This is a genomic window from Halomonas tibetensis (genome assembly GCF_042643535.1).
Classification (GTDB): Bacteria; Pseudomonadota; Gammaproteobacteria; order Pseudomonadales; family Halomonadaceae; genus Halomonas; species Halomonas tibetensis.
Genome location: NZ_JBHRSQ010000008.1, coordinates 80,972 through 104,694, shown reverse-complemented (window position 1 = coordinate 104,694; position 23,723 = coordinate 80,972). Strand labels below are relative to the sequence as shown.

The window sequence follows — 23,723 nt, the reverse complement described above, 5'->3', positions numbered from 1 at the left end:
GGGTCGTCATTTCACCGGCGCCTTGTCGACGGCATCGGCACGCAGCTTGAAGCGCTGGATCTTGCCGCTCGGCGTCTTGGGCAGTTCCTCGACGAACTCGATCACCCGCGGGAAGGCGTGGGTGGAGAGCCGCTCGCGGACCTGCTTGCGAATCTCGTCGGCCAGCTCGTCGCTTGCTTCGAAGCCCTCGCGCAGTACCACGTAGGACTTGATGATCTCGCCGCGGATCTCGTCGGGCTGGCCCACGGCGGCGGACTCGGCCACCGCCGGGTGGGTCATCACGCTATTTTCCACGTCGGTCGGGCCCACCCGGTAGCCGGAGGTGGTAATGATATCGTCGTCGCGGCCGGCGAACTGGAAAGTGCCGTCCTCATTCTTGATGACCACATCGCCGGTCAAGTAGTAGCCTTCGGCGAAGGGGTGCTTCTCCTGCCAGGTGTAGCCTGGGAAGAAGTGCGCCGGGGAGTTCTCGATGTCCACGGCCAGCACGCCGGGCTCACCCGGGGGGAGCTCGTTGTACTCGGCGTCGAGGATCGCCAGACGGTAACCGGGCATGGGTACGCCCATGGCGCCGACGTGCTTGGGATGATCGAGGGCATGGTGGTTATTGCAGGTCATGCCGGTTTCGGTCTGGCCGTAGTGGTCCATGACCGAACAGCCCAGGGAGCGCTCCACCCAGGTCACCACCTCGGTATTGAGCGGCTCACCGGCGGAGCTGGCCGCGCGCAGTTCCAGGGTTTCGTGGGCGTTGTCGAACAGCCCCGAAGCCTTCATCAGACGGTAGGCGGTGGGCGCGGCGGCAAAGTTGGTGATGCGGTGGCGTTTCATGAACGCCAGGGCCCCCTCGGCGCTGAAGCCCGCCTCACAGAAGTGGGTGGTCACGCCCAGCAGCAGCGGTCCCGCGATAGCGTAGTAGAGGCCGTAGGCCCAGCCGGGGTCGGCCATGTTCCAGAAGAGATCGGTCTCGCGAAGGTCAACGGCCAATTCCATATAGAGAGCAAAGGCGGTCATGGCGGACAGCGGCACCGCCACCCCCTTGGGCTTGCCCACGGTGCCGGAGGTGAACATCTGCAGGAAGGGCGCATCGCGGGAGAGGCGCGGCGGGGTAGCCTGGATCGGCGAATGGGCCAGCGCATCGGCCCAGTCCTGATCGTCACCGTGCTCGGCGGTCGGACCGCCCACGGCCAACACCGGCGGGCACTGGGTCAGGCCATCGAACTTGAAGCGGTTGGCGTGATCGGTGATCACCAGCTTGGTGTCGGCGCGCCCCAGGCGATAGTCCACGGCGTCCGGGCCGAAGGCGGTGAACAGCGGCTGATAGACGGCACCGATGCGCCAGGTGGCCAGCACCGCCACCAGCAGCTGCGGTGAGCGCGGCAGCATGCAGGCGATGCGGTCACCCACGCCCAGGCCGCGCTCGGCGAACCAGCCGGCCAGCTTGGCGCTCTCGGCCTCAAGTTCGGCGTATGTCAGGGTGTTGACCTCGCCCTGGACGTCCTCCTGGACCAGCGCCAGCACCTCGCCTCGACCGGCACGCAGGTGACGGCCGCAGGTAGATTCGAAGGCGTTGGCCTTGCCGTCGCGGTGATCGTCCAGGCGGGCGATCATGTCGTCAATGGAAAAGGTCTCGAGGTAGGCACGATACTCGGGAAGGCTCGCTTGCGTGCTCATGGCAGTCCTCATCTGGCAGATTGTGGTTGTTGTCGGCTTTCTTGTGATTGTTGTCGGCTCTCTGGATAGATTCAGTTAACGTAAGCGTCAACCTATCAAGCGCTAGGTCCAAGCTAGCGATTCCTCGCGAACAGGGCAAGGCCGGGATCAGAACAAGCGACTAGACCATGGTAGAGCAAGCCACCAAAAGGCAGCTCGGTCAGGATGCAAAAAGAGCCGTTTTGACAGGCGACCAAGGATGTCGTGGAGGAAAGTCAGGCGGGACGGCGGGTAATCATGGCGACCAGTTCGTCGGCCAGGTCGTCGGGGGTACGCGGCCCTTCGGGGTCGTACCAGCGCACCGTCCAGTTAAGCGCCCCCATCACGAAGCGCGACACCAGGAAGCGATCACCGTGGATCAGTCCATCGGCCAGAGCCTCGTCGATCACCTGCTCCCACAGCGTCTCGTAGGCGTCCCGCAGGTGGCTAAGATGGGCACGGGCCTCGGGATCGAGCCGGCGCCACTCATAGAGGGCAACCACATGAGCGTTGCGGTCGGTGAGCAGGGTTTCCAGATGGGCGCGTGCCATGGCGTGCAGTCGAGCGTCCGCGCTGGTGTCGCAACGCGCCAGGGCGTCACGAGCCATCACCAGAGCATTCTGGGTTCCCTCTTCGATCACCGCCGCGAGAATTTCCTGCTTGTCGCGAAAATGATGGAACAGGCTGCCGGACTTTATGCCCATCTCCTGGGCCAGCATGCGGACGGTGGTGCGGTCGAAGCCCTCCTGAACGAACAGCTGGGCGGCTTGCCGGGTCAACTCCTTGCGGCGCGGAGATTCATTCATTACATTCATCGACGTTTACACTAGCGCTTGCTTGGTTGACCCTGAGAAAAGCACAGCCCCGCGAACGGGTCAACGCGCCGCGGGCCAACCGACAATCACAATGCGGCCCCGCGAGGGCCATAACGCCACATCGGGAGAACCGCCATGAGTCAGTCCAACGATATTTTCTTCCTCTCCGCCGCCCGCACCCCCATGGGGGGCATGCTGGGCAGCCTTGCCAGCATGACCGCTCCGCAGCTTGGCGCGGTAGCCATTCGCGCCGCCATCGAGCGCGCCGGTATCGAGGCCTCCGCCATCGATGAGGGGATTCTGGGCTGCGTGCTGCCCGGCGGCGTCAAGCAGGGCCCGGCTCGCCAGGCCATGCGCCAGGCCGGCATCCCCGACGCCATCGGCGCCACCACCATCAACAAGCTGTGCGGCTCCGGCATGAAGGCCACCATGCTGGCCCACGACCTGATCCGCGCCGGCAGCGCCGAGGTGATGCTCGCCGGCGGCATGGAATCCATGTCAAACGCCCCCCACGTGCTGACCAAGGCGCGCACCGGCTACCGGCTCGGCCACGGCGAGCTAAAGGACCATATGTTCCTGGACGGTCTGGAAGACGCCGAGACCGGCAAGCTGATGGGCGTCTTCGCACAGGACGTCGCCAGTGCCCGCGACTACAGCCGCGAACGCCTTGACGATTTCGCCATTGCCTCGCTGGAGCGCGCCATGGCGGCCACCAACGACGGCCACCTCAGCGCCGAGATGGCACCGGTCACCGTCACCACCCGCCAGGGTGAGAGCGTGGTGGATCACGACGAGCAGCCCTTCCAGGCCAAGCTGGACAAGATACGTTCGCTGCGACCCGCCTTTGCCAAGGAGGGCACCATCACCGCGGCCAACTCGAGCTCCATCTCCGACGGCGCCTCGGCGCTGATACTCGCGAGCGCGTCCGCCGCCGAACGCCTGGGTGCCAAGCCATTGGCCCGCATGCTGGGCCACAGCACGCACTCTCAGCATCCCAGCGAGTTCACCATCGCCCCGGTGGGCGCCATCGACAAGCTGATGAAGACGCTTGGCTGGAGCGTGGACGACGTGGATCTCTTCGAGATCAACGAAGCCTTCGCGGTGGTCACCCTGCTGGCCATGGACGGGCTCGACATCCCCCACGACAAGGTCAACGTCTTCGGCGGCGCCTGTGCCCAGGGCCATCCCATCGGCTCCACCGGCTCGCGGATCATCGCCACCCTGATCCATGCTCTGCGCACCCGGGGCGGCAAGCGCGGCATCGCCAGCCTGTGCATCGGTGGCGGCGAGGCCACCGCAGTGGCCGTCGAACTGGTCGATTGATGGAGGCCTTTACCCTCGACACTCCGGCGGGCGGCATCCATGTCGCCCGCTGGCGGCCGGCACGGGCAGCGGACCTGCATGAACCCATCGTGCTGCTCCACGACTCGCTGGGCTGCGTGGCGCTGTGGCGCGACTTTCCCGAGCAATTGGCCAAGGCCACCGGTCGCGAAGTCATCGCCTATGACCGCCTGGGTTTCGGCCATTCCACGCCCTACCCCGGGACGCTGCCCCCCACCTTCGTCGCCGATGAGGCCCGGAGCACCTTCGTCGCGCTGCGTGAAGGACTGGGGCTCACGCGATTCGTGCTGCTCGGACACAGCGTGGGCGGCAGCATGGCCATCGAGACGGCGGGACAGCACGCCGATGCCTGCCAGGCGCTGATCACGGTGGCGGCTCAAGCGTTCATCGAGACGCGCACTCTGGCAGGCATCCGCGAAGCGGAGCGGGCCTTCGGCGACCCCGAGCAGATGGCGCGACTGGCCCGCTATCATGGCGACAAGGCCGAGTGGGTGCTGCGCGCCTGGGTCGACACCTGGCATTCCGAGGCCTTTCGCGACTGGCACCTGAACGATGCCCTGCCCCGAGTGGGCTGTCCCACCCTGGCCATTCACGGCGAGCGGGACGAATTCGGCTCCACGGACCAGGCCCGTCGCATCGCCGAGCTCACCGCAGGCCCCGCCGAGGCGCGGATTCTTGCCTGCGGCCACGTGCCTCACCGCGAGTGCCCCGAAGAGCTCGCCGCCATTGTCGCAGGCTTCCTGGCCGAGCCGGCCTAGCGGCGGCTGCTTTCCCATCCTGTATACCCAGGGGCCCCCGAGGCCCCTGCCACTGTTCAGTTTGCTTGTGCGACGCTGCTCACGCCCTGCCCGTGTCTGCTAGGCTGATCTTCCTGTTACCCCACCAAGGAGATCCCCATGGCTCACTTCCTGGTCTTCCTGGGCACGGCCCGAGACAGCACCCCACCCGCACCCGCTCGCCTCGGCCTGCGGGTGGCCCGTGCCTGCGTGCAGCTGCTCGAGGCGGATGGCGCCACCGTGGAGCTGATCGACCCGCTGGACATCGAGCTCGGCGGCGTCTTCAAGCCACACTTCGCCTATGCAACATCCCGGGTCCCCGAGGCATTGGATAGCCTGGCCGGAAAGATCGAGGCCGCCGACGGCTACGTGATGGTCAGCCCAGAGTACAACCACTCCATGAGCCCGGCGCTCTCGCACCTGCTGAATCACTTCGGCAGCTCCCTGTTCGCCTTCAAGCCCAGCGCCATCGTCACCTACTCCGCCGGTCAGTGGGGCGGCGCCCGGGCAGCGGTGGCCATGCGCACCTTCCTCTCGGAACTCGGCTGCCTGCCGGTCTCGGCGATGATCCACGTGCCTAGGGCCCAGGAGGCCCTCGATGAGGACGGCGGTTTCCAGGACGACCCGGACCGCTGGGTCGGCTACTTCGGCCGCACCCTGGGCCAGCTCGGCTGGTGGGCCGAGGCCGCCGCGAGCCATCGCGAGAAACGTGACCCGACCGAGGTCTCACCGGCCTTCCAGCGCGCCCCGGACCAACGCAGCGCACCCTGAGGGGGCTGCTCGCTTTGTGAGGCGACGCCCCCCCGGTCCAGCGTATTCGTGGCAATCAGCAAACGGGGTATGACATTGAGCATATATGATTATCCATATATTATAGATGTCATCAGAGCGCCATCCCCGACACCCCTCTTTCGATGGAGAGGCTCGACGGAGAGACCATGAACGTTTTGTTTCTTTGCACCGGAAACTCCTGCCGCTCCATCTACGCCGAGGCCGTGTTCAACTACCTGACCGAGACCCGGCACCATGCCTGGAGCGCGGGCAGCCATGCGACCGGCGAGGTCAACCCGCTGACGCTGATCTGGCTGGAGAGTGAAGGCATTCCCACCCGGGGTCTCGCCAGCAAGTCCTGGGATGACCTCGATGTACAACCCGACGTGGTCATCACCGTCTGCGATAACGCCGCCGGCGAGGCCTGCCCGCTCTTTCTTGGCCGGGCCGTTCGCGCCCATTGGGGCGTGCCCGACCCCTCGAACGCCGAGGGCAGCGAAGCCGAAATCGAGGCCGCCTTCGCCAGCACCTTTACCGCCCTGCGACAGCGCGTCAAGGCCATGCTTACCCTGCCGCTGAATGACCTCTCATCCGACGAACTAAGCAGCGCTCTGGAGAAGATCCACCATCGCCTGTCGCAGGAAGAAGGAGAGACGCCTTGACGACCCAACCTCTGGACGACCTGCCCAATATCGACCGCGACCTGTTCTGTGTGCCCGACGCCTCGAGCCTTGGCATCCCTGCGGACGGCGAGCATGCCCCGCGTATCCTGCTGCTTTACGGCTCGCTGCGCCGCCGCTCCTTCAGCCGCCTGTCCGTGGAGGAAGCGGGGCGACTGTTGCGAGCCATGGGTGCCGAGACGCGCATCTTCGACCCGCGCGGCCTTCCTCTGCCTGACGCCGAGGAAGCGACCCACCCCAAGGTCGCCGAGCTGCGCGAGCTGGCCGAGTGGTCCGAAGGCATGGTGTGGTGTTCGCCGGAGCGTCACGGTGCCATGACCGGCATCATGAAGGCCCAGATTGACTGGATCCCCCTGGCGTTGGGCGCGGTGCGCCCCACCCAGGGCAAGACCCTGGCGGTCATGCAGGTGAGCGGTGGCTCCCAGTCGTTCAATACCGTCAACCAGCTGCGCGTGCTGGGTCGCTGGATGCGCATGGCCACCATCCCCAACCAGTCATCGGTGCCCAAGGCCTTCATGGAGTTCGACGATAACGACCGCATGAAACCATCGCCCTTCTATGACCGTATCGTCGACGTCATGGAGGAACTGATGAAATTCACGCTGCTGGTGCGCGGTCGCTGCGAGGCGCTCACCGATCGCTACTCGGAACGCAAGGAGTCGGCGCAGCAGCTTTCAGCTCGCGTCAACCAGCGCACCCTCTGACAGGAGTCTTATCATGACCAGACAGCAGGACACTCAGTCACCCAGCGTCTCCGAGGGCATGGGGTTGTTCGAACGTTTCCTTTCACTCTGGGTGGCACTGGCCATCGTCGCCGGCATCCTGCTCGGCCAGTTTGCGCCGGCGATACCCGATGCGCTGTCGCGCTTCGAATACGCCCAGGTATCGATCCCCGTGGCGATCCTGATCTGGGCGATGATCTTTCCTATGATGCTGCAGATCGACTTCACCTCGATACTCGGCGTGCGCCGCCAGCCCAAGGGGCTGATCATCACCACCTCGGTGAACTGGCTGATCAAGCCCTTCACCATGTTCGCCATCGCCTGGTTCTTCCTGATGGTGGTGTTCGCTCCGCTGATTCCCGCGGAGCGCGCCAGTGAGTACCTGGCCGGGGCCATCCTGCTGGGCGCCGCGCCCTGTACCGCCATGGTCTTCGTGTGGAGCTACCTGACCCGCGGTGACGCCGCCTATACGCTGGTACAGGTGGCGGTCAACGACCTGATCATGCTGTTCGCCTTCGCGCCCATCGTGATCTTGCTTCTTGGCGTCTCCAATATCCAGGTGCCCTATGACACGGTGGCGCTGTCGGTGGTTCTCTACATTGTCATTCCGCTGGTAGCGGGCTATCTAACCCGCCGTACCCTGATTGCCCGTCACGGCATCGAGTGGTTCGACAACGTTTTCATGAAAAAGGTGGCACCGATCACTCCCATCGGGTTGATCCTCACCCTGATACTGCTGTTCGCCTTCCAGGGCGAAGTGATCCTCGAGGCACCGCTGCACATCGTGCTGATCGCCATCCCGCTGATCATCCAGACCTTCCTGATCTTCTTCATCGCCTACGGCTGGGCAAAGGCGTGGAAGGTGCCTCATAACGTTGCCGCCCCAGGGGCGATGATCGGCGCCAGCAATTTCTTCGAACTGGCCGTCGCCGCCGCCATCGCCCTGTTCGGGCTGCAGTCCGGCGCGGCGCTGGCCACGGTGGTGGGCGTACTGGTGGAGGTGCCGCTGATGCTGGCACTGGTGCGCATCGCCAACAAGACCCGGCACCACTTCCCGACGGCCGACGCGCCGGCTGCCGCCGAGGCGAAGGGCTGAGCCATGACCATTGAGGTCACCGCCCGGGCCCGCGCGTGGCTGAAAAAGAAAGGCGGTGTGGCCACCGTGCGCCTCTCGACCCGTCACGGCTGCTGCGGCGGCAGCGCCGATATCGCTGTGGCCGAGGCGCGCAGGCCGGATGAACCCGAACGCTACACCCGCCTCGAACTCGAGGGAGTGACCCTGCATATCGACCCAACGCTTATCGACCAGGGCCTGAGGATCAACGTCGAGGGCTTCCTGGGCCTCAAGCATCTCTTCGTGGAGGGCGCTTCCCCTTCTCGTTCCAAGGAGTGACACCATGTTCAAGCACATCCTGGTCGCCGTGGATTTCTCACCCGCCTTGCCGCTGTTGCAGGAGCGGTTGAAGACTCTAACCGCCTGGGGCACCGAGCGGGTGACGCTGATCTACGTGCTCAGCTCGCGCTATCCAGCCACGCCCGAGGAAACCCACCGTCCTCACTACCTGGCGAAGCTTTCTGAGCTTGCCGGCGATCTCGCCGCCCCGGGGCTGACCATCGACACTGAGGTGCGCAGCGGCGAACCCGGTGCCGTATTGACCGAGGCCGCCGACGAACTGGGCGCCGACCTGCTGTTGATTGGCTGTCGTGGCCACAACCGCCTGCACGAGTTCTTCCTCGGCAGCACGGCACTGGATGCCGCCCGCCTGACCCGGAAACCGCTGTGGCTGGAACCGGTGGCCGAGGCGCTGACCGGCGCCGACTATCGGCTGATGATGCTGGCCACCGATGGCTCCGACGCAGTGGCAGGCGCCGAGGCGCAGGCCGTGACGCTCGCCTCGCGCTTCCAGCGCCGCCTTGCGGTGACCGCGAGCTGTGCCTCCGAGGGCTGCTGCGAGCGGGAAATCGCAGATGCCCACCGCCACCTGGACAGCATCGCTGAACGCATCGAGGACCTCGAGACCCGAGTACTGGACGGCGACCCGCGCCGCGCCATCATCGAAGAGGCCAAGCGCGAAAAAGCCGACCTGATCGTTATCGGCAAGCGCGGGCGCAATCGCATCCAGGAATTTCTGCTCGGCAGCACCGCCGAGGCCATCGCCCGCGATGCCCACTGCCCCGTGCTGGTGGTGCCTCAAGGGACCTGACGCCATCCGCTGCGCCTGGAGTCTCATATTGCCTTGCCAACGATGACCTCTCTGATCCGACGCGTACCGCTGGCTGTCATCGTACTCGCCCAGCTCTGCGGCACCTCGCTGTGGTTTTCTGTCAACGGCGTTGGGCTCTCGCTGTCGCGGGACCTCGGCTTCACCGAAGCCGACCTGGGGCGGCTGACCCTCACCGTCCAGGCGGGCTTCATCGCCGGCACCCTGTTCATTGCCACCACCGGCCTGGCCGATCGTTTCCGCGCCAGCCATATTTTCGCCGCCTCCTGCCTGGCCGGCGCCCTGGCCAATGCCGGCTTCGTGCTGGCCGCCGACCAGATGCCCCTGGCAGTGACGCTTCGCCTACTGACCGGGCTGTGCCTGGCCGGCATCTACCCGCTGGGCATGAAGCTGGTCATCGGCTGGGTACCCCGACATACCGGTGCGGCGCTGGCCTGGCTGGTGGGCATGTTGACGCTGGGCACCGCCCTGCCCCATCTGCTGCGTGGCTCTACCCTGGGGCTGCCCTGGGAATGGCCGCTGCTGGGGGCTTCACTGCTGGCACTACTGGGCGGCGCCCTGATCCTGGCTCTCGGCGATGGACCGCACCTGCCACCTTACAGCGGCAGAACGCGGCTGCTCGACGGTCTGGCCGCCCTGCGTGAACGGCGCTTCCGTGCCGTAGCCGGCGGCTACTTCGGCCACTGCTGGGAGCTTTATGCCCTCTGGACGCTAGCCCCCTTCCTGGTCGCCCGGGAAGTGACGCGGCTCGACGCCACCGAGGCCTGGATTCCCTGGCTTTCGTTTTCCGTCATCGCCCTGGGCCTGGCCGGCTGCGTGGGCGGCGGCAGCCTGAGCCGTCGGTTCGGCAGCCTGTGGGTAGCACGTCGAGCCCTGGCCGCCTCGGGCCTGATCTGCCTGGCCTACCCGCTGATGACCTGGCTGCCGCCGGGGCTGCTGCTGAGCCTACTGGCACTGTGGGGGCTGACCGTGATCGCCGACTCGCCGCAATTCTCGGCTCTGGCCGCGGCCAGCGCACCGCGCGAACGAGTGGGCGCAACCCTTGCAGTGATGAACGCCGTGGGCTTCGCCCTGACCATCCCGGCCATCTCGCTTACCACAGCGCTTTGGGAAGTGCAGGGTGTCTGGGTGCTGTGGTGGCTGCTGCCGGGGCCGATTCTCGGCCTGTGGGTGTTGCGCCCCCTCTCGATACGCGATCCCGCATCCCAGGGCAGCACACCTTGAAAAGGCCCTTCACTGTGGGTTAGGGGGCATGTCACGGTGGGAATGTCCCGGGTGTGCTATACCGAGAGTCACGTCTTGAGAATCATCCCCTTAACGATACGAGGAAACACCATGTCATCACGTGACGTCGTCATCTGCCATCCCGTTCGCACCGCCATCGGCACCTACGGCGGCAGCCTTAAGGACACCCCCGCCACAGACTTGGGAGCGCGGGTCATTCAGGAAACCCTGACGCGATCCGGCCTGGCGGCCGACAAGGTGCAGTCGCTGATCATGGGTCACGTCATCCAGGCCGGCTGTCGCATGAACTCCGCCCGTCAGGCCGGCATCGGCGGTGGCCTGCCGGTGGAGGTGCCGGCGCTCACCATCAACCGGGTCTGCGGCTCCGGTGCCCAGGCCGTGATCAACGCTGCTCTGGAGATCTGGAGCGGCATGGCCGACTGCGCCATCGCCGGCGGCATGGAAAACATGGACCGCGCACCCTATGTGCTCCCCCAGGGCCGCTGGGGCGCTCGCATGGGCGACGTCACCATGCACGACACCATGCTCTTCGACGGCCTCAACGACGCCTTCAGCGGCAAGCACGCCGGCTGGCACACCGAGGATCTTGCCACCCGCTACAGCATCTCCCGGGATGACCAGGACGCCTGGGCGCTGCGCTCCCAGCTGAATTTCTCGAAGGCCCAGGAGGCAGGCCACTTCGACGCCGAGATCGCCGGCGTGGAGCTCACCAGCCGCAAGGGCACCACGACGTTTGCCCGCGACGAGCACAACCGCGGCGACACCACCGCGGAGTCCCTGGCCAGGCTAAAGCCGGCCTTCCGCAAGGAGGGCACCATCACCGCCGGTAACGCCCCGGGGCTCAACAGCGGTGCGGCGGCGATGATCGTCGCCGAGCGGGACTGGGCCGAGAAGCAGGGTCTCACCCCCATGGCTCGCCTCGTGTCCTTTGGCGTTTGCGCCGTGGACCCCGACTATTTCGGCATCGGCCCGGTGCCGGCGGTCAAGCAGGCGCTTGAGCGCGCGGGCTGGTCGGTTGGCGACCTTGATCGGGTAGAGATCAACGAGGCCTTCGCCGCCATCGCCCTGGCCTGTCAGCGCGAACTCGGCCTGCCGGAAGAGATTGTCAACGTGGAGGGCGGCGCCATCGCCCACGGCCACCCCATCGGCGCCAGCGGCGCGGTGTTGACCACCCGCCTACTGCATGCCATGCAGCGTAACGGCGAACGCCGCGGCATCGTCACCCTGTGTATCGGTGGCGGACAGGGCATCGCCCTGGCGCTGGAAATCCTATAGAGAAACCCTCTCGATAGGCCGCTGGTGCGCTTCTCCACATCGAGGACGTGCCAACGGCCCCCACCGACAACTTGCACCCAAGCACAGAGTCAACATGACGGCCAAGCAGAACATCCATCCCTGTATCGAATCCGCCTGGCAAGCCCACCGAGATGAGCTCCGGGGTTTTCTGATCAGGCACAGCGGCGATCGCGATGCCGCTGACGACCTGCTCCAGGGGGTCTATACCCAGGCGTTGGCCCACCGCGCCCGCTTCTGCCAACTGGACTCTCCCCGTGCCTGGCTTTTCCGCGTTGCCCGACATCAATGGATCGATCAGCAACGACGCGCAAGACGCTGGACAGGTGAAGAACCACCCGATGTGGTCACAGAGCCAAAGGCGGATTCTCCGGTCGAAAGCCTTGTCGACTGCATCAACCGTGCGCTGCCCGACTGCGCTCCGGCAGATGCCGACATCATCGAGCGGTGCGACCTGGAAGGAATGCGACAGGCCGACTACGCGACACGCCACGGTCTGACGCTTCCGGCCACCAAAACGCGGCTGCGTCGGGCCAGACAGCGGTTGCGTGAGCGGCTGATCGAGCAGTGTGACATCATCTTTGATGAGCAAGGACGCGTCTGTTGCCACCGGGCTCATCAAGGATAAGCCAAGTATTCCACATCTAAGGTGCATCCTTTTGCCTGGTGCTGCGTCTTCTTGTGTGACACCACCAATCACACAGGGGGAGGATGACAATGCTGGAGGTCTTTACCTGGCTGGCCGACTGGCTGGTCTACGGGATCGCCGGACTGGATCCCGAAAGCAAGCTTGGCACCTCGCTGCACTTCTTCGTCGAGGACACCACCAAGATCTTCGCGCTGCTGGTGGTGATGATCTATATCATCGCCCTGATGCGCGCCTCGCTGAACCTGGAGCGTGTCCGACACTATATTCACCAGAAACCTCGCCTGGCGGGCTATGGTCTGGGTTCCGGCTTTGGCGCCATCACCCCCTTCTGCTCCTGCTCGAGTATTCCGCTGTTTCTGGGTTTCACCAGCGCCGGGATTCCGTTGGGCATCACCATGGCCTTCCTGTTCACCTCGCCGATCATCAACGAGGTGGCGGTTATCATGCTGTGGAGCCTGCTGGGCTGGGAATTCACTCTGGTCTACATCGCCATCGGCATGGGGGTGGGCATCGGCGGTGGCATGATCCTCGATGCCCTCAAGAGCGAGCGCTGGCTGAAGGATTTCGCCGCCAAGGCCTACCAGCAGGCCGCCGAGGCGCCCCAGGGTGACGAGCCCGCCCCCGAGGCACCCTCACTCACCCTGAAGGACCGCCACGAATTTGCCCGGGACGAACTCAAGGAGATCGTCGGGCGAATCTGGAAGTGGGTGATCATTGGTGTCGGACTGGGCGCCGGACTGCATGGCTTCGTGCCGGACGGCTGGTTCGCCGACAACCTGGGTAGCGGCCAATGGTGGAACGTACCCGTTGCCGTGCTGGCCGGTCTTCCGCTCTACTCCAACGCCACCGGCGTCATCCCGGTAATGGAAAGCCTGATTCTCAAGGGCCTGCCGGTGGGCACCACCCTGGCCTTCTGCATGAGCACCGTGGCGGCCAGCTTCCCCGAGTTCATCATGCTCAAGCAGGTCATGCAGTGGCGCCTGCTGGTCATCATCTTCGTCATCCTGCTGGTCAACTTCATGATCGTAGGCTGGCTGATCAACCTGCTGAGCCCCTGGCTGTTCAGCGGATTTCACTGAAGGAGCTTAATTATGAAGAAGATCGAAGTACTGGGTACCGGCTGCAAGAAGTGCGTTACCACCGCCGAGCAGATAGAGTCCGTAGCGAGCGAACTGGGTATCGACGTCGAAGTGGAAAAGGTGACAGACCCGGCTGCCATCATGGGTTACAAGGTCATGTCGACCCCAGCCGTGGCCATCGATGGCAAGCTCTTTCATAGCGGCAGCGTGCCGGACCGCGGCAAGATCGAGACGATGCTTAAGGGCTAGTCACTCCTCCCCATGGTGGTGAGTCGGACAACCGGCAACAGCAACACCGTGGGGTTATCACTCCCTGCCAGAGCCCTCCGCCCCAAACGCCTCGCTGAGCGAGCCCTGGTAGCGCCAACCCTCTGGTACACGCAACTCATGGCTTTGACTGCCGGTCATCCGGCAGATCGCCACGCTAGGCGGCGTCCCGCCGATGCCGATATTTACCGTTTCAAAGGTCAGCCAGTCGCAGGGGGTGATCAGCCCCCGCTTCTGATCGGCGAAGGCGATATCCTCGACATTGCCTTCCCAGTCGAAGCTCAGCCCCAGTGATACCAAGCGCTCCACCAGCCGACGCACCTCAGCCGGGTCGAACAGACTGATGCTGACCAGCTCATCATCTGAACAGACGCCCTGCTCGGGCAGGCTATCACCCAGCGCCTCCCAGCCTCCTGAAATGCGTGGCGCCACCGCCGCCGCCCGCACGATTACTGCCGTTGCTTCCACCAGTACGGCCATCCATCACACTCCCATTGTCAGCTCCGTCATTGAGGCTACTCACTGCATCGCACGGAGAAAATTGATCCAGGACAAGTTGCTGGCTTAGGCCTGCCACACTTACGACTAATCGATATGGCAAGGCGTCGAACTCTCTGCCATGCTTCCCGCTAAATATATGGCAATACGCATATAACCATAACAATGATGGCGGGCAAACCTTCATGCCGCACCGTGACACCCATTCCCACCGTACGCCAAGCCCTCTCGCTCCCTGGAGCACATCGCTTGGCTGGGTAGCTTCTCGCTGCCTGCAGGCCCCGCCCCATCCGCTGACCTGTACGCGGTGCCTCGACGCCTGCCCGGTGGATGCCCTCGCCTTCCATCAACACGGCGACGGCGTTTCATTGTTGGCCAGCGACGCCTGCCACGGCTGCGGCCAGTGCGTCCCGGCCTGCCCCAGCGAGGCCCTGGTCAGCGCCGAGGTCGACGCCCTGATAGCGAAGCAGGTGGAGGGGGAGTCACTGCGCCTGGGCTGTCATCGTGTGACGGAAGGCAGCAATCAGCACCGTCTGCACTGTCTTCGCGCTCTGGGCCCCGACCTGCTGGCCTGGCTGGCGGCACGAGCGGCCCCCGAGGGTGTAGCGCTCGACCTTCCCCACGGCTGCCGCGACTGCCCCGCCGCGCTTACGGACACCCAGGACGACTGGCGGAGTGCAGCCGAGGCGCTTGCCACGATCATCGATACCCCGGCCCGCAGCGATTTTCGCGCCGCCCGCGCCGCGGTAAGCCGCCGCGACCTCCTGCGCGGCCGCCCGGCCCCTCGGTTTCCGCCCATCGCCGCCGATGACGCCGCCCCGAAGGCACGGCGGCTGCAGCGCCAGAAAGCGGCCGCCGAGGCGCTGGGTGATACCCGAGCCGCCCCGGCACTGCCCGGGCTGAGCCTGACTACCGATGCCTGCCTGGCCCACGGCGTCTGCGCGAGGGTCTGCCCCACCGAGGCCCTGCATGAAACCCAGGGCGGTGAGTTGGGCTTTGACCCGCAGGCCTGCCTCGGCTGCGGCCACTGCCTGACCGCCTGCCCGGAGGGCGCCCTGGCCAGCGTCGAATCGATGGGCAAGGAAGCCGTGACGCTACGCAAATCCCGGCGCATCGATTGCTTCCAATGCGGTCGCCCCTTCACCCCAAACGACTTCGAAGGCGCTTCCACCTGCCCGGCCTGCCGGCGAGAGGCGGCGCTGATGCAGGAAAGCTTTGATGACCTATTCGGTTAACCCGAGCCCAGGCGCCCGGCGATCGACGACGACCGGTGGCGACCCGCAACCGCGATTCCAGAACGACTCGCAAAACAAGACGAGCATCCCGAGGGAGATCCGATGAAACTGTTCCAGACCCTGATCAACCGGCGCCGCTTCCTGCAGTCGTCGGCCGCCGTTGGCGCCGCCGGCGCCGTAACGGCGGGCTTCACCGGCCTGCCCGGCCTGTCGCTTGCACCGGAAGCGCGCGCCCAGACAGCTCGTGGCGAGACGACGATCACCAAGAACGTCTGTGCCCAGTGCCCGGCGCGCTGCGGCATCGACGTCTACACCACCGACGGCCGGGTACACGCCATCTACGGCGACACCGGCAACCCCATCGCCAACGGCAAGCTGTGTCCCAAGGGGCACCTGGGCAGCTACTTCCTCTACGATCCGGATCGTTTCAAGGGGCCCATGAAGCGCACCAACCCGAACAAGGGGCGCGACGAGGATCCCGGTTTCGTGCCGATCTCCTGGGACGAGGCGCTGGACACCGTGGCCGAGCGACTGAACGACCTGCGCCGCCGCGGCGAATCGCACCGCTTCTCGATGTTCTATGGTCGCGGCTGGGGCGCCTCCGACGCCGGCATGCAGGGAACCTTCGGCCAACTCTACGGCACGCCCAATGCCGCCATCGGCCACTCTTCGATGTGCGCCGACGGCTCAAAGAAAGCCAAGCACGCCACAGATGGAAACAACTCCTACAGCTCCTATGACTACCGCAACACCAATTATCTGTTGATCATCGGGGCGAGTTTCCTCGAGGCCTTCCGCCCCTACAACAACGTGATGCAGATGTGGGGGGAAATGCGCTCCAAGAGCCCCAAGACGCGGGTCACCACGGTGGACGTGCGCATGAACCCGACCATGGCCGCCTCGGATCGCGCTCTCTACATCAAGCCTGGCACCGACGGCGCCTTCGCCCTGGCCATCGCCCACGTCATCCTCACCGAGGGGCTGTGGGATCGCGAATTCGTCGGCGATTTCATCAACCCCAACCTGGGCTTCGTTGAGGGCCGGCGCATCTCCACCGGCAACTTCACCGAAAAATGGGTGCACGGCTTGGCCGACTGGTGGAACGAAGAGCTCAAGGACCGCACCCCGGAGTGGGCCGAAGAGGTCACCGGCATCAAGGCGGCCGATATCCGCCGTACCGCCATGGAATTCGGCAGCACCCGCCCGGCGGTGGCCCTGTTCGAGCGTGGCGCGACCGGCCACAGCAACGGCACCTACAACGGCATGGCAATCCACAGCCTCAACGCCCTGGTGGGCTCGCTGTTCGCCGAAGGCGGCCTGGGCTATCAGGTCGGCCCCTCCTACGGCGCGCTGCCCGCCAGTGCCGACGACTACCTCGACGACTACGCCCGCAACGGCGACTGGCGCAACCAGCCGCGTATCGACATGAAGGGCACCGAGCGCTGGCCCATGGTCGGCAACATGATGCAGGAGTGCGCCCCCAACCACCTGGCGGGGGACCCCTACAAGCTCGACACCGCCATGTTCTTTTACACCAACCCGATCTGGTCGGCACCCAACCCGAAAGTCTGGGAGGAGGCGCTCAAGGACGTCTTCGTAATCGATACATCGCCCTTCCCCGGCGAGACGGCCATGTACGCCGATATCGTGCTGCCCGACAGCACCTACCTGGAGCGTCTGCAGGACATTCCCACCTACCCCTTCGAGGGGTGGCCCATGGCGGCGCTGCGGGTGCCGGCGGTGGAGCCGATCCACGACACCAAGATGTACGGCGACGTGATCATCGAACTGGGCAAGCGCATCGAGGGCCCCACCGCCGACTACTACCAGGCGCTGGGCAACATCGAGAATGTGGTTCGCCATTTGGCGGCGGGCTTCGCCGATGACCCGGGCGACAACGGCGTGAACGACTTCGAAAGCTGGAAGGAGAAAGGCGTCTGGTACAAGAAGCCCTACAAGTGGCGCCAGATCCGCGGCGAGTTCTACGAGTGGGACGGCCAGCGCTACGCCCGCCAGATGAGCGAGGAGGAGGTCCAGCATAATCTGTTCAAGACGCCATCTGGCAAGTTCGAGGTGCGCTCCGGTTACCTGGAACAGCACGCCGAGTATATCGAAAGCGAGATGGGCATTCCCCGCGACCGAGTCGGCCTGGTGCAGTGGGTCGAACCGGTGCACACCGGCGGCGATGGCGACCTTTACTTCGTGACGCCCAAGACGCCACTGCACGCCGAAGGACGCGGCGCCAACGTTCCCCACCAGATGGCCGTTCACCAGCCCATCGTCGGCGGCCGCAACACCGTCTACCTGGAGGTTCACCCGCAGACCGCGAAGGACCGCGGCATCCGCAACGGTGACTGGGTCAGGATCACCTCCGATCTCGGCAGCATCGAGGCGGAGTGCCGTTTCGTGGCCTCGCACCGTCCCGACACCCTGGTGCTGCCCTTCGAGTATGGCCACTGGGCGCAAGGGCGCTGGGCCAAGGGCCGCGGTCCGGGCAACTCCAGCGAGATCACCGCCAACGCGTCGGATCCGATCTCCGGGCTCGCCAGCTACTACACCGGCAAGGTCAGGCTGGAACGCGCCTAACCCTGAACCCCTGACCAAACAAGGCTTTGAGGATAACGACTATGGCAAAGTGGGGAATGGTCATCGACCTGGACAAGTGCACCGGCTGCCAGGCCTGCACCACCGCCTGCTCGATGGAAAACAACACCCTGCCCGGAGAAAGCTGGCAGGACGTGCTCTTCTACAACGCAGGCGAGTACCCAAGCGGCCAGATGAAGTGGCTGCCGCGGCCCTGCATGCAGTGCGAAAACCCCTCCTGCGTGCATGTCTGCCCGACCCGGGCCACCTACAAGGACCCGGACGCCGGTGGCATCGTCTTCGTCGACTGGAACAAATGCATCGGCTGCAAGTACTGCATGATCGCCTGCCCCTACGGCGTACGCTTCTATGCCGACGAGAAGCCGCTGATCGAACCCGATGTGCGTGAAGTCTTCCCGAGCGACAACGGCCAGCTATGGAGCCCGCCCTACCAGAATCCAGAGGAGGACTGGCGGCGAGGCATCGGCATCCAGCCGCCTGGCGTGGTCTCCAAATGCACCTTCTGCTATCACAAGGTCAAGCATGCCCCCGAAGGGATCGCCGACCTCGACGAGGACAATCCCGCGGTCAAGGAGTACGTCCCGGCCTGCGTGCGTACCTGTGCGCCCAAGGCACGCTACTTCGGCGACCTGGACAACCCCGAGAGCCAGGTCAACCAGCTGATCGGTGACAAGCACGGAGTTCGCCTCAAGGACCATACTGGTAACAAACCGCAGGTCTACTACCTGGGTGCCGGCGCCGGCGTGCCCGCCTTCACCCCCGCCGACAGGGAGAATGACGCATGACGACCCGCACTCAAAACAACGCCATCCAGGGCCCGCTGGGCTGGGGGCTGCTGGTGATCGCCGCCGCGGTAATGCTGGTAAGCCTGGGCTACGCCTTCTCCCAACTGATGACCAGCGGCCATGCCTCTTTCAATACCAGTTCTACTCTGCCCTGGGGGCAACCCATCGCCACCTACCTCTACTTTGCCCTGGCCTCGTCGGGGCTGGGGCTGATCGCCTCGCTGCCGCTGGTCTTCGGCTTCAAGCAGTTCTATCCGGTGGCCAAGCGCTGCATCTTCCTGGCTTTCATCGTACTGATCTCGGGAATGGCCGTACTGGCCCTGGAGTTGGGCAACGTCTTTCGCATGCTGTGGGCCATCCCGCTGAACCTGCAGGTGCAGTCGGCGATGTTCTGGATGGGTGTCTTCTACGCCCTGGATCTACTCTTCCTGCTGTGGAAATTCAGCAAGCTGCAGGGCGGCGAGTGGGACAGCAAGACCGCCAAACAGGTGGGGATCGCGTCGTTCATCGGAGTGCTGCTGGCCAGCGGTAACCTGGCGCTGATCTTCGGCATGATGAGCATGCGCCCCTTCTGGTTCGATGCCCTGCTGCCGATCTACTTCTACTTCACCGGCGTAACCAGCGGCGTGGCCGCCCTGGTGTTCTTCACCTATCTGGCTCACGGCTTCCAGCGTGATCGTATGAATTCTGCCCTGCAGGCCCTGCTGACCGGCGCCATGCCCAAGCTGTTCGCCGCGCTGATCGGCGGTACCCTGCTGTTCATCACGGTACGTGCCATCACCGGGCTCTACAGCAACAACCCGGAAGTCAACCTGGTATGGACCGACTACCTGTTCGCCTCGCCGCTCTACAACGCCTCCCTGCTCTTGGGGCTGTTGCTGCCCTTCGTGGTGATGCTCAGCGCCTCTCTGCGCAACCGCGTGGGCGTCCAGTTGCTGGTGTCGTGTCTGGTGTTTCTGGGGCTGTTTGCCGAGCGTTTCTACTTCGTGGTCGGCGGTCAGGTAATACCACTGTTCAAGGGCACCTGGGAGCCAGGCCTGATCAGCTACACACCCTCCGTTACCGAGTGGTCGCTGACCCTCTTCGGCTGGTCGCTGTGCTTCGTGTTCTACCTGCTCGGCGAGAAATTCCTGAGCTTAGGGGACATGCCACGCCAGATGGCTGAAGAGCCGGTCGGCNCGCTGCGGCGGCCGGCGCCAAAGCGGGCACCGCCTGATTCAACCACCCTCGTCGCATCCTGAAGGAGAAGGGGCGGCCTGCCAATCGGCAGGCCGCCCTGTCAGCACTATGACACCACATCCGCAACTGCCCGATCTGCTGTCGGCCGCAGAGCTTAGCCTCTGCCTCTCCCGGGCCTTCCTCGCTCCCCAAGCGGGAGTGACCCTGGCGGAGGCACAGGGACCGCTGCTCGAAGACCTGCGCAGCCTGGCAGAGACGCTGCCGGCGCTCGATATCGAGAGGCTCGCGGCGCTCTCCCAGGCACTGGCGGCACTACCCGATACGCAGCGGCTACTCCTAGGCTACAGCCGGCTATTTCTGACGCCACCGGCCCCGGCGCCGCTCAACCTTGGCGCCTATCTGGACGGCGGCCTGATGGCCCGTAGCGTGCCCACCATGGAAGCGCTCTATCTCCGCCACGGCCTGGAGCGCGACCCAGCGTTCCGCGATCTGCCCGACCACCTCTCACTGCATCTGCAGTGGCTGGCCTGGGTCTACAGCGAGGCCATGGAGGCCCACGAGGCCGGGACAGACGCCACCCCCGCGCTGACCGACGCCGCGAGCATGCTGCACGATCTCACTCTACCCGCCCTGGCCGGGGTTCGCCGCAAGGTGGTACAGGCGGCAAGGGACGAGAACACCCTGCCCTGGCGCCTTTTGGTGGAATTGACCCATGACCAACTGACCCACGACCTGGCACGCCTGGAGGCTGCCCTGCCTTCCCTCGCCTCCAGGGCGGTTCCTCCCCCGGAGCGGCCCAACATCAATGCCGTGGAGACCTTCGAGGCCAGTGAGGCTCCGCGAGAGACGCTGACCTGCCGCTCCTGTGGTGAAGCTTTCGAGAGCGACCCAGTGATGGCGGAAATGCGCCAGCGACTGTCCGCCGCCGGCGTCAGCGCCGACCACCTGGCGGTCTGCCCGAGATGCCGCGACGGTCAGGACGGCCCGACCGCCCTGAGACCTCCCGGCGCAGGCCTGAAGGCGTGGCATTAAGGCGCCTTCCTGGTCTTACAGCGGCAATTGTGATGGCATTGTCGATATCATCTCCGGTCCCAGCCGGCATGAATATCGAGCAGTTGATTGAGGAGCCGCCGTCGCTAAGCGAAGAGGAGCTTGCCGCCAGACGAGATCGGATCGCCAGAGACATGCAGGCCGCCCGGGAGCGCGCCGAGGCCGCGGCCGCGGTGCAAGCCGCCCAGCGGCAGGCAAGTCTCGCGCATGAGGCCGTTCGCCCCGCGGGTGAGCGTCTGATCGAGCGGCGCTGCCATGGCTGTCACACGCCGGAGACCTTCGAGAGTGACAACCTCACACCCCTGGGATGGCGTTTGACGCTCTGGCGCATGGAGTGGTGGCATGGTGTCGCCCTCGAGCCTGGGGAATACCGCCAGCTTCACGAAGCGCTGGTCGAACGCTCCCCCGCCTCCCGGGGTCGCGCCCTGGGCGAAGTCGCGCTCATCATTAGCTTCCCTTTGCTGCTGGTCCTGCTGACTCTTTGGCGACGTCGACGCCCCCACTCTTGAACCATGAGGATCCCATGACTCGAATCTCCCCCCTGTGCGAGGTCACCGCCGAGTACGTGCTGACCGACGAGGATGACGAACGTCTGGCGGCCTCGACTCCCGAAGCACCACTGCGCTACGTACATGGCACGGGCCAGATGCTGCCGGCGCTTGAGGCAGCGCTGGAGGGCCGCCGGGCTGGCGACGCACTCAGCGTGACATTGACGCCGGAACAAGCCTATGGCCCACATCGGCCGGAACTGGTCTTCGAGGCAATACGCGACAACCTGCCCCCGGGCCAGGAGATTCGCGTCGGGATGAAGCTGACGCCGGGCGGCCAGCGGGGCAAGTTCTCGCTCAAGGTGGTCGGTCTTACCGAGCGCGGCGCCATGCTGGACGGCAACCATCCCCTGGCCGGCAGGACCGTGACCTGGGAGATCCGGATCCAGGAGGTCCAGCCGGGCAGGCGACCACCACAGGGGGATCTGGACTACCAGCCGATCCGCTGGGTCAGCCTCGATGAGTGACAGCCCTGAGCAGCTTCTCGACAGTCGTCACCCATACGACAGAGATTTCTGCCAGCACAGGTTGATAGGGGAAGAATCCCAGGGTGTGTGAGCTACTCGCCCTTTCATGCCGCCACCCGACGAGGCTAACGTCATCGCTGACGGCGTTGGCTTCCCATGCGCAGGGGACAAGCCGTAATCGAGATGGCTGGGGGCTGGCCTTCTACCAGGGTCGGGATCTTGACCTCTACCGAGGCACCGAGGCTGCAAACAGCAGTGCCATGGTCCGGTGGCTCGAGGCTCACGGCCCGTTGACTCGACTGTCCCTGGGCTACATCCGGCATGCCACCCAGGGAACAGTCGAACTCGCCAATACCGGCCCCTTCATTCGCGAACTCAACGGAAGGGTTCACTGTTTTACCCACAACGGCAATCTAGCTCGCTTGTTCCATGATGCCGAGGCACCGGCAGGACACTATCAACCGGTAGGCGCCACCGATTCCGAGGTCGCCTTCTGCCATCTGCTGTCGGGCTTGGAGAGGCTGAGCGCCCCGCTCCATGTCCTGCCCTCTCTTGACGCTCGGCTAGAAGCAGTCGCAGAGGTCGCCGGCACATTGCGCCACTTTGGACCGGCCAACTTCCTCTATGCTGACGGTGACACCCTTTTTGCTCACGCCGATCGACGCCTTCAGCCATCGACGGGGCTGGTCACCCCGCCCGGGCTCTATTGGTTAGCCTGTCCGAGTCAGTCATCCAGCGACCTGCTGGAGCCACCTCATTCGCCGCAAGCCGACCAGACCCAGCATGCCATCCTGGTGTCCAGCGTACCCCTATCGGACGAGGACTGGCGGCCACTACCCCAGGGCAGAATCCTCGCGGTGCGTGACGGCGAGCTGGTCGCGGAGATGCAGATATGACCTCCACCCACGACAACGACCACGACCACGGCCCGGTCAGTTTCGGCAAGGCGTTTGCCATAGGCATTACGCTCAATGTGGCCTTCGTGCTCGTCGAGGCCTTCTACGGTTGGAAGACCGGCTCACTGGCCCTGCTGGCCGATGCTGGTCACAACTTGAGCGACGTGGGAGGCTTGCTGCTGGCATGGGCGGCCTTCGGCGCCGCTCGCCTCAAGCCGAATGCTCGTCACACCTATGGGTGGAAGCGTGGCTCGATCCTGGCCAGCTTCACCAACGCTATCCTGCTGCTGGTGGCCATGGGCATCCTGGCCTGGGAAGCCGTACAGCGGCTGCAGACGCCGTCAAGCATCGATGCAGGCACGGTCATGGTGGTCGCGGGGATCGGTGTGGTCATCAATGCCGTGACGGCCTGGTTGTTTCTTGCCGGAAGCAAGCAAGACCTGAACATTCGCGGTGCCTTCCTCCACATGGCCGCCGATGCCCTGGTCTCGTTGGGCGTCGTGGTGGCCGGTGGCCTCTATCTCTGGAAAGGCTGGAGCTGGATCGATCCGGTGGTCAGCCTGCTGATCGCACTGGTGATCGTGGTAGGAACCTGGTCGTTGTTTAACCGATCCCTGCACCTGTTGTTCGATGGCGTCCCGGACGATATCGATATGGAAGCGGTTGATCAACGCCTGCGGGCGCTTCCCGGCGTGGTTGACGTCCACGACCTGCACGTCTGGGCGATGAGTACCTCGGAAAACGCGCTCACAGCGCACCTGGTCATCGATACAGACCATCTCGCCCGAGACGCCCTCCTCGAGCAGGCCACCCTGATGCTGCATGAGCGTTTCGAGATACGCCATAGCGTGCTGCAACAGGAATCCAGGGAGTACGCGGCCCATTGCCCAATGGGAGAGCGGTGCTAGTGAG

At 64.8% G+C, this 23,723-nt stretch carries 25 protein-coding genes; 22 read left to right on the top strand and 3 right to left on the bottom strand.

Annotated features, from left to right (window positions below; all coding sequences use genetic code 11):
- Positions 1 to 6: 6 nt before the first annotated feature.
- Together ACFODV_RS05540 and ACFODV_RS05535 are read right to left on the bottom strand one after the other, a co-directional pair.
- Positions 7 to 1,671, bottom strand: a complete 1,665-nt coding sequence (locus ACFODV_RS05540) for an AMP-binding protein (RefSeq protein ID WP_379755882.1) — start codon at positions 1,669 to 1,671, stop codon at positions 7 to 9.
- Positions 1,672 to 1,925: 254 nt separating this feature from the next.
- Complete coding sequence (locus tag ACFODV_RS05535) at positions 1,926 to 2,495, bottom strand: TetR/AcrR family transcriptional regulator (protein ID WP_379755879.1); 570 nt, start codon at positions 2,493 to 2,495, stop codon at positions 1,926 to 1,928.
- Positions 2,496 to 2,639: 144 nt separating this feature from the next.
- Here ACFODV_RS05535 and ACFODV_RS05530 point away from each other — a divergent pair, with 144 nt between their 5' ends.
- From ACFODV_RS05530 to ACFODV_RS05470, 13 genes are all read left to right on the top strand, one after another.
- Entirely contained in the window at positions 2,640 to 3,827 is a 1,188-nt protein-coding gene (locus ACFODV_RS05530) for an acetyl-CoA C-acyltransferase (RefSeq protein ID WP_379755876.1), read from the top strand.
- Positions 3,827 to 4,603 (top strand): alpha/beta fold hydrolase, encoded by a 777-nt coding sequence (locus ACFODV_RS05525; protein WP_379755873.1) that lies wholly within the window; start codon positions 3,827 to 3,829, stop codon positions 4,601 to 4,603. Before ACFODV_RS05530 ends, ACFODV_RS05525 begins: the two co-directional genes overlap by 1 nt.
- Before the next feature lie 138 nt (positions 4,604 to 4,741).
- Positions 4,742 to 5,392: an NADPH-dependent FMN reductase gene (locus tag ACFODV_RS05520; protein WP_379755870.1), complete on the top strand. Its 651-nt coding sequence runs from the start codon at positions 4,742 to 4,744 to the stop codon at positions 5,390 to 5,392.
- A gap of 167 nt (positions 5,393 to 5,559) precedes the next feature.
- Positions 5,560 to 6,054, top strand: a complete 495-nt coding sequence (locus tag ACFODV_RS05515; RefSeq protein ID WP_379755867.1) for an arsenate reductase ArsC — start codon at positions 5,560 to 5,562, stop codon at positions 6,052 to 6,054.
- Between the two features lie 11 nt (positions 6,055 to 6,065).
- Positions 6,066 to 6,776: an arsenical resistance protein ArsH gene (gene arsH, locus ACFODV_RS05510; RefSeq protein WP_379756284.1), complete on the top strand. Its 711-nt coding sequence runs from the start codon at positions 6,066 to 6,068 to the stop codon at positions 6,774 to 6,776.
- 13 nt (positions 6,777 to 6,789) lie between these two features.
- Positions 6,790 to 7,890 (top strand): ACR3 family arsenite efflux transporter, encoded by a 1,101-nt coding sequence (arsB, locus tag ACFODV_RS05505; RefSeq protein WP_379755864.1) that lies wholly within the window; start codon positions 6,790 to 6,792, stop codon positions 7,888 to 7,890.
- A 3-nt stretch (positions 7,891 to 7,893) separates the two neighbouring features.
- Positions 7,894 to 8,187 carry a CC/Se motif family (seleno)protein gene (locus ACFODV_RS05500; protein WP_379755861.1) on the top strand — a complete coding sequence of 98 codons (294 nt, stop codon included), beginning with the start codon at positions 7,894 to 7,896 and terminating at the stop codon, positions 8,185 to 8,187.
- A gap of 4 nt (positions 8,188 to 8,191) precedes the next feature.
- Positions 8,192 to 8,998, top strand: coding sequence for a universal stress protein (locus ACFODV_RS05495; protein ID WP_379755858.1), 807 nt, complete (start codon positions 8,192 to 8,194; stop codon positions 8,996 to 8,998).
- Positions 8,999 to 9,040: 42 nt separating this feature from the next.
- Positions 9,041 to 10,240: an MFS transporter gene (locus tag ACFODV_RS05490; protein ID WP_379756281.1), complete on the top strand. Its 1,200-nt coding sequence runs from the start codon at positions 9,041 to 9,043 to the stop codon at positions 10,238 to 10,240.
- Positions 10,241 to 10,351: 111 nt separating this feature from the next.
- Positions 10,352 to 11,536, top strand: coding sequence for a thiolase family protein (locus tag ACFODV_RS05485; protein WP_379755855.1), 1,185 nt, complete (start codon positions 10,352 to 10,354; stop codon positions 11,534 to 11,536).
- Between the two features lie 94 nt (positions 11,537 to 11,630).
- Complete coding sequence (locus ACFODV_RS05480; RefSeq protein WP_379755852.1) at positions 11,631 to 12,182, top strand: RNA polymerase sigma factor; 552 nt, start codon at positions 11,631 to 11,633, stop codon at positions 12,180 to 12,182.
- A gap of 89 nt (positions 12,183 to 12,271) precedes the next feature.
- Entirely contained in the window at positions 12,272 to 13,282 is a 1,011-nt protein-coding gene (locus tag ACFODV_RS05475) for a permease (protein WP_379755849.1), read from the top strand.
- 12 nt (positions 13,283 to 13,294) lie between these two features.
- Positions 13,295 to 13,531, top strand: coding sequence for a thioredoxin family protein (locus ACFODV_RS05470; RefSeq protein ID WP_379755846.1), 237 nt, complete (start codon positions 13,295 to 13,297; stop codon positions 13,529 to 13,531).
- 57 nt (positions 13,532 to 13,588) lie between these two features.
- Here ACFODV_RS05470 and ACFODV_RS05465 read toward each other — a convergent pair whose 3' ends face one another.
- Positions 13,589 to 14,029 carry a hypothetical protein gene (locus ACFODV_RS05465; protein ID WP_379755843.1) on the bottom strand — a complete coding sequence of 147 codons (441 nt, stop codon included), beginning with the start codon at positions 14,027 to 14,029 and terminating at the stop codon, positions 13,589 to 13,591.
- Between the two features lie 203 nt (positions 14,030 to 14,232).
- Here ACFODV_RS05465 and ACFODV_RS05460 point away from each other — a divergent pair, with 203 nt between their 5' ends.
- The 9 genes from ACFODV_RS05460 to ACFODV_RS05420 all read left to right on the top strand — a co-directional run bounded on the left by ACFODV_RS05460 (position 14,233) and on the right by ACFODV_RS05420 (position 23,719).
- Entirely contained in the window at positions 14,233 to 15,282 is a 1,050-nt protein-coding gene (locus ACFODV_RS05460; protein WP_379755840.1) for a 4Fe-4S dicluster domain-containing protein, read from the top strand.
- 102 nt (positions 15,283 to 15,384) lie between these two features.
- Entirely contained in the window at positions 15,385 to 17,868 is a 2,484-nt protein-coding gene (locus ACFODV_RS05455; RefSeq protein ID WP_379755837.1) for a molybdopterin-dependent oxidoreductase, read from the top strand.
- 41 nt (positions 17,869 to 17,909) lie between these two features.
- Positions 17,910 to 18,671 (top strand): 4Fe-4S dicluster domain-containing protein, encoded by a 762-nt coding sequence (locus ACFODV_RS05450; RefSeq protein ID WP_379755833.1) that lies wholly within the window; start codon positions 17,910 to 17,912, stop codon positions 18,669 to 18,671.
- Positions 18,668 to 19,912: an NrfD/PsrC family molybdoenzyme membrane anchor subunit gene (nrfD, locus tag ACFODV_RS05445; protein ID WP_379755830.1), complete on the top strand. Its 1,245-nt coding sequence runs from the start codon at positions 18,668 to 18,670 to the stop codon at positions 19,910 to 19,912. The genes ACFODV_RS05450 and nrfD overlap by 4 nt, the downstream gene beginning before the upstream one ends.
- A gap of 46 nt (positions 19,913 to 19,958) precedes the next feature.
- On the top strand, positions 19,959 to 20,882 hold the full coding sequence (locus ACFODV_RS05440; protein WP_379755827.1) for a molecular chaperone TorD family protein: 924 nt from the start codon (positions 19,959 to 19,961) through the stop codon (positions 20,880 to 20,882).
- A 68-nt stretch (positions 20,883 to 20,950) separates the two neighbouring features.
- Positions 20,951 to 21,409 carry a hypothetical protein gene (locus ACFODV_RS05435; RefSeq protein WP_379755824.1) on the top strand — a complete coding sequence of 153 codons (459 nt, stop codon included), beginning with the start codon at positions 20,951 to 20,953 and terminating at the stop codon, positions 21,407 to 21,409.
- Positions 21,410 to 21,423: 14 nt separating this feature from the next.
- Positions 21,424 to 21,915, top strand: coding sequence for an FKBP-type peptidyl-prolyl cis-trans isomerase (locus ACFODV_RS05430; protein ID WP_379755821.1), 492 nt, complete (start codon positions 21,424 to 21,426; stop codon positions 21,913 to 21,915).
- An 83-nt stretch (positions 21,916 to 21,998) separates the two neighbouring features.
- Positions 21,999 to 22,811: a class II glutamine amidotransferase gene (locus ACFODV_RS05425; protein ID WP_379755818.1), complete on the top strand. Its 813-nt coding sequence runs from the start codon at positions 21,999 to 22,001 to the stop codon at positions 22,809 to 22,811.
- On the top strand, positions 22,808 to 23,719 hold the full coding sequence (locus ACFODV_RS05420; protein WP_379755815.1) for a cation diffusion facilitator family transporter: 912 nt from the start codon (positions 22,808 to 22,810) through the stop codon (positions 23,717 to 23,719). Before ACFODV_RS05425 ends, ACFODV_RS05420 begins: the two co-directional genes overlap by 4 nt.
- Positions 23,720 to 23,723: the final 4 nt, after the last annotated feature.

Excerpts from the sequence above, each read along its gene's own strand:
- ACFODV_RS05490 (WP_379756281.1), top strand. The coding sequence starts at position 9,041 with ATGACCTCTCTGATCCGACGCGTACCGCTGGCTGTCATCGTACTCGCC.
- ACFODV_RS05420 (WP_379755815.1), top strand. The coding sequence starts at position 22,808 with ATGACCTCCACCCACGACAACGACCACGACCACGGCCCGGTCAGTTTC.
- ACFODV_RS05515 (WP_379755867.1), top strand. The coding sequence starts at position 5,560 with ATGAACGTTTTGTTTCTTTGCACCGGAAACTCCTGCCGCTCCATCTAC.
- ACFODV_RS05500 (WP_379755861.1), top strand. The coding sequence starts at position 7,894 with ATGACCATTGAGGTCACCGCCCGGGCCCGCGCGTGGCTGAAAAAGAAA.
- ACFODV_RS05520 (WP_379755870.1), top strand. The coding sequence starts at position 4,742 with ATGGCTCACTTCCTGGTCTTCCTGGGCACGGCCCGAGACAGCACCCCA.
- ACFODV_RS05475 (WP_379755849.1), top strand. The coding sequence starts at position 12,272 with ATGCTGGAGGTCTTTACCTGGCTGGCCGACTGGCTGGTCTACGGGATC.
- ACFODV_RS05470 (WP_379755846.1), top strand. The coding sequence starts at position 13,295 with ATGAAGAAGATCGAAGTACTGGGTACCGGCTGCAAGAAGTGCGTTACC.
- ACFODV_RS05435 (WP_379755824.1), top strand. The coding sequence starts at position 20,951 with ATGAATATCGAGCAGTTGATTGAGGAGCCGCCGTCGCTAAGCGAAGAG.
- ACFODV_RS05450 (WP_379755833.1), top strand. The coding sequence starts at position 17,910 with ATGGCAAAGTGGGGAATGGTCATCGACCTGGACAAGTGCACCGGCTGC.
- ACFODV_RS05540 (WP_379755882.1), bottom strand. The coding sequence starts at position 1,671 with ATGAGCACGCAAGCGAGCCTTCCCGAGTATCGTGCCTACCTCGAGACC.
- ACFODV_RS05465 (WP_379755843.1), bottom strand. The coding sequence starts at position 14,029 with ATGGCCGTACTGGTGGAAGCAACGGCAGTAATCGTGCGGGCGGCGGCG.
- ACFODV_RS05480 (WP_379755852.1), top strand. The coding sequence starts at position 11,631 with ATGACGGCCAAGCAGAACATCCATCCCTGTATCGAATCCGCCTGGCAA.
- ACFODV_RS05430 (WP_379755821.1), top strand. The coding sequence starts at position 21,424 with ATGACTCGAATCTCCCCCCTGTGCGAGGTCACCGCCGAGTACGTGCTG.
- ACFODV_RS05495 (WP_379755858.1), top strand. The coding sequence starts at position 8,192 with ATGTTCAAGCACATCCTGGTCGCCGTGGATTTCTCACCCGCCTTGCCG.
- ACFODV_RS05535 (WP_379755879.1), bottom strand. The coding sequence starts at position 2,495 with ATGAATGAATCTCCGCGCCGCAAGGAGTTGACCCGGCAAGCCGCCCAG.
- ACFODV_RS05460 (WP_379755840.1), top strand. The coding sequence starts at position 14,233 with ATGCCGCACCGTGACACCCATTCCCACCGTACGCCAAGCCCTCTCGCT.
- arsB (WP_379755864.1), top strand. The coding sequence starts at position 6,790 with ATGACCAGACAGCAGGACACTCAGTCACCCAGCGTCTCCGAGGGCATG.
- ACFODV_RS05455 (WP_379755837.1), top strand. The coding sequence starts at position 15,385 with ATGAAACTGTTCCAGACCCTGATCAACCGGCGCCGCTTCCTGCAGTCG.
- ACFODV_RS05525 (WP_379755873.1), top strand. The coding sequence starts at position 3,827 with ATGGAGGCCTTTACCCTCGACACTCCGGCGGGCGGCATCCATGTCGCC.
- ACFODV_RS05485 (WP_379755855.1), top strand. The coding sequence starts at position 10,352 with ATGTCATCACGTGACGTCGTCATCTGCCATCCCGTTCGCACCGCCATC.
- ACFODV_RS05440 (WP_379755827.1), top strand. The coding sequence starts at position 19,959 with ATGACACCACATCCGCAACTGCCCGATCTGCTGTCGGCCGCAGAGCTT.
- ACFODV_RS05530 (WP_379755876.1), top strand. The coding sequence starts at position 2,640 with ATGAGTCAGTCCAACGATATTTTCTTCCTCTCCGCCGCCCGCACCCCC.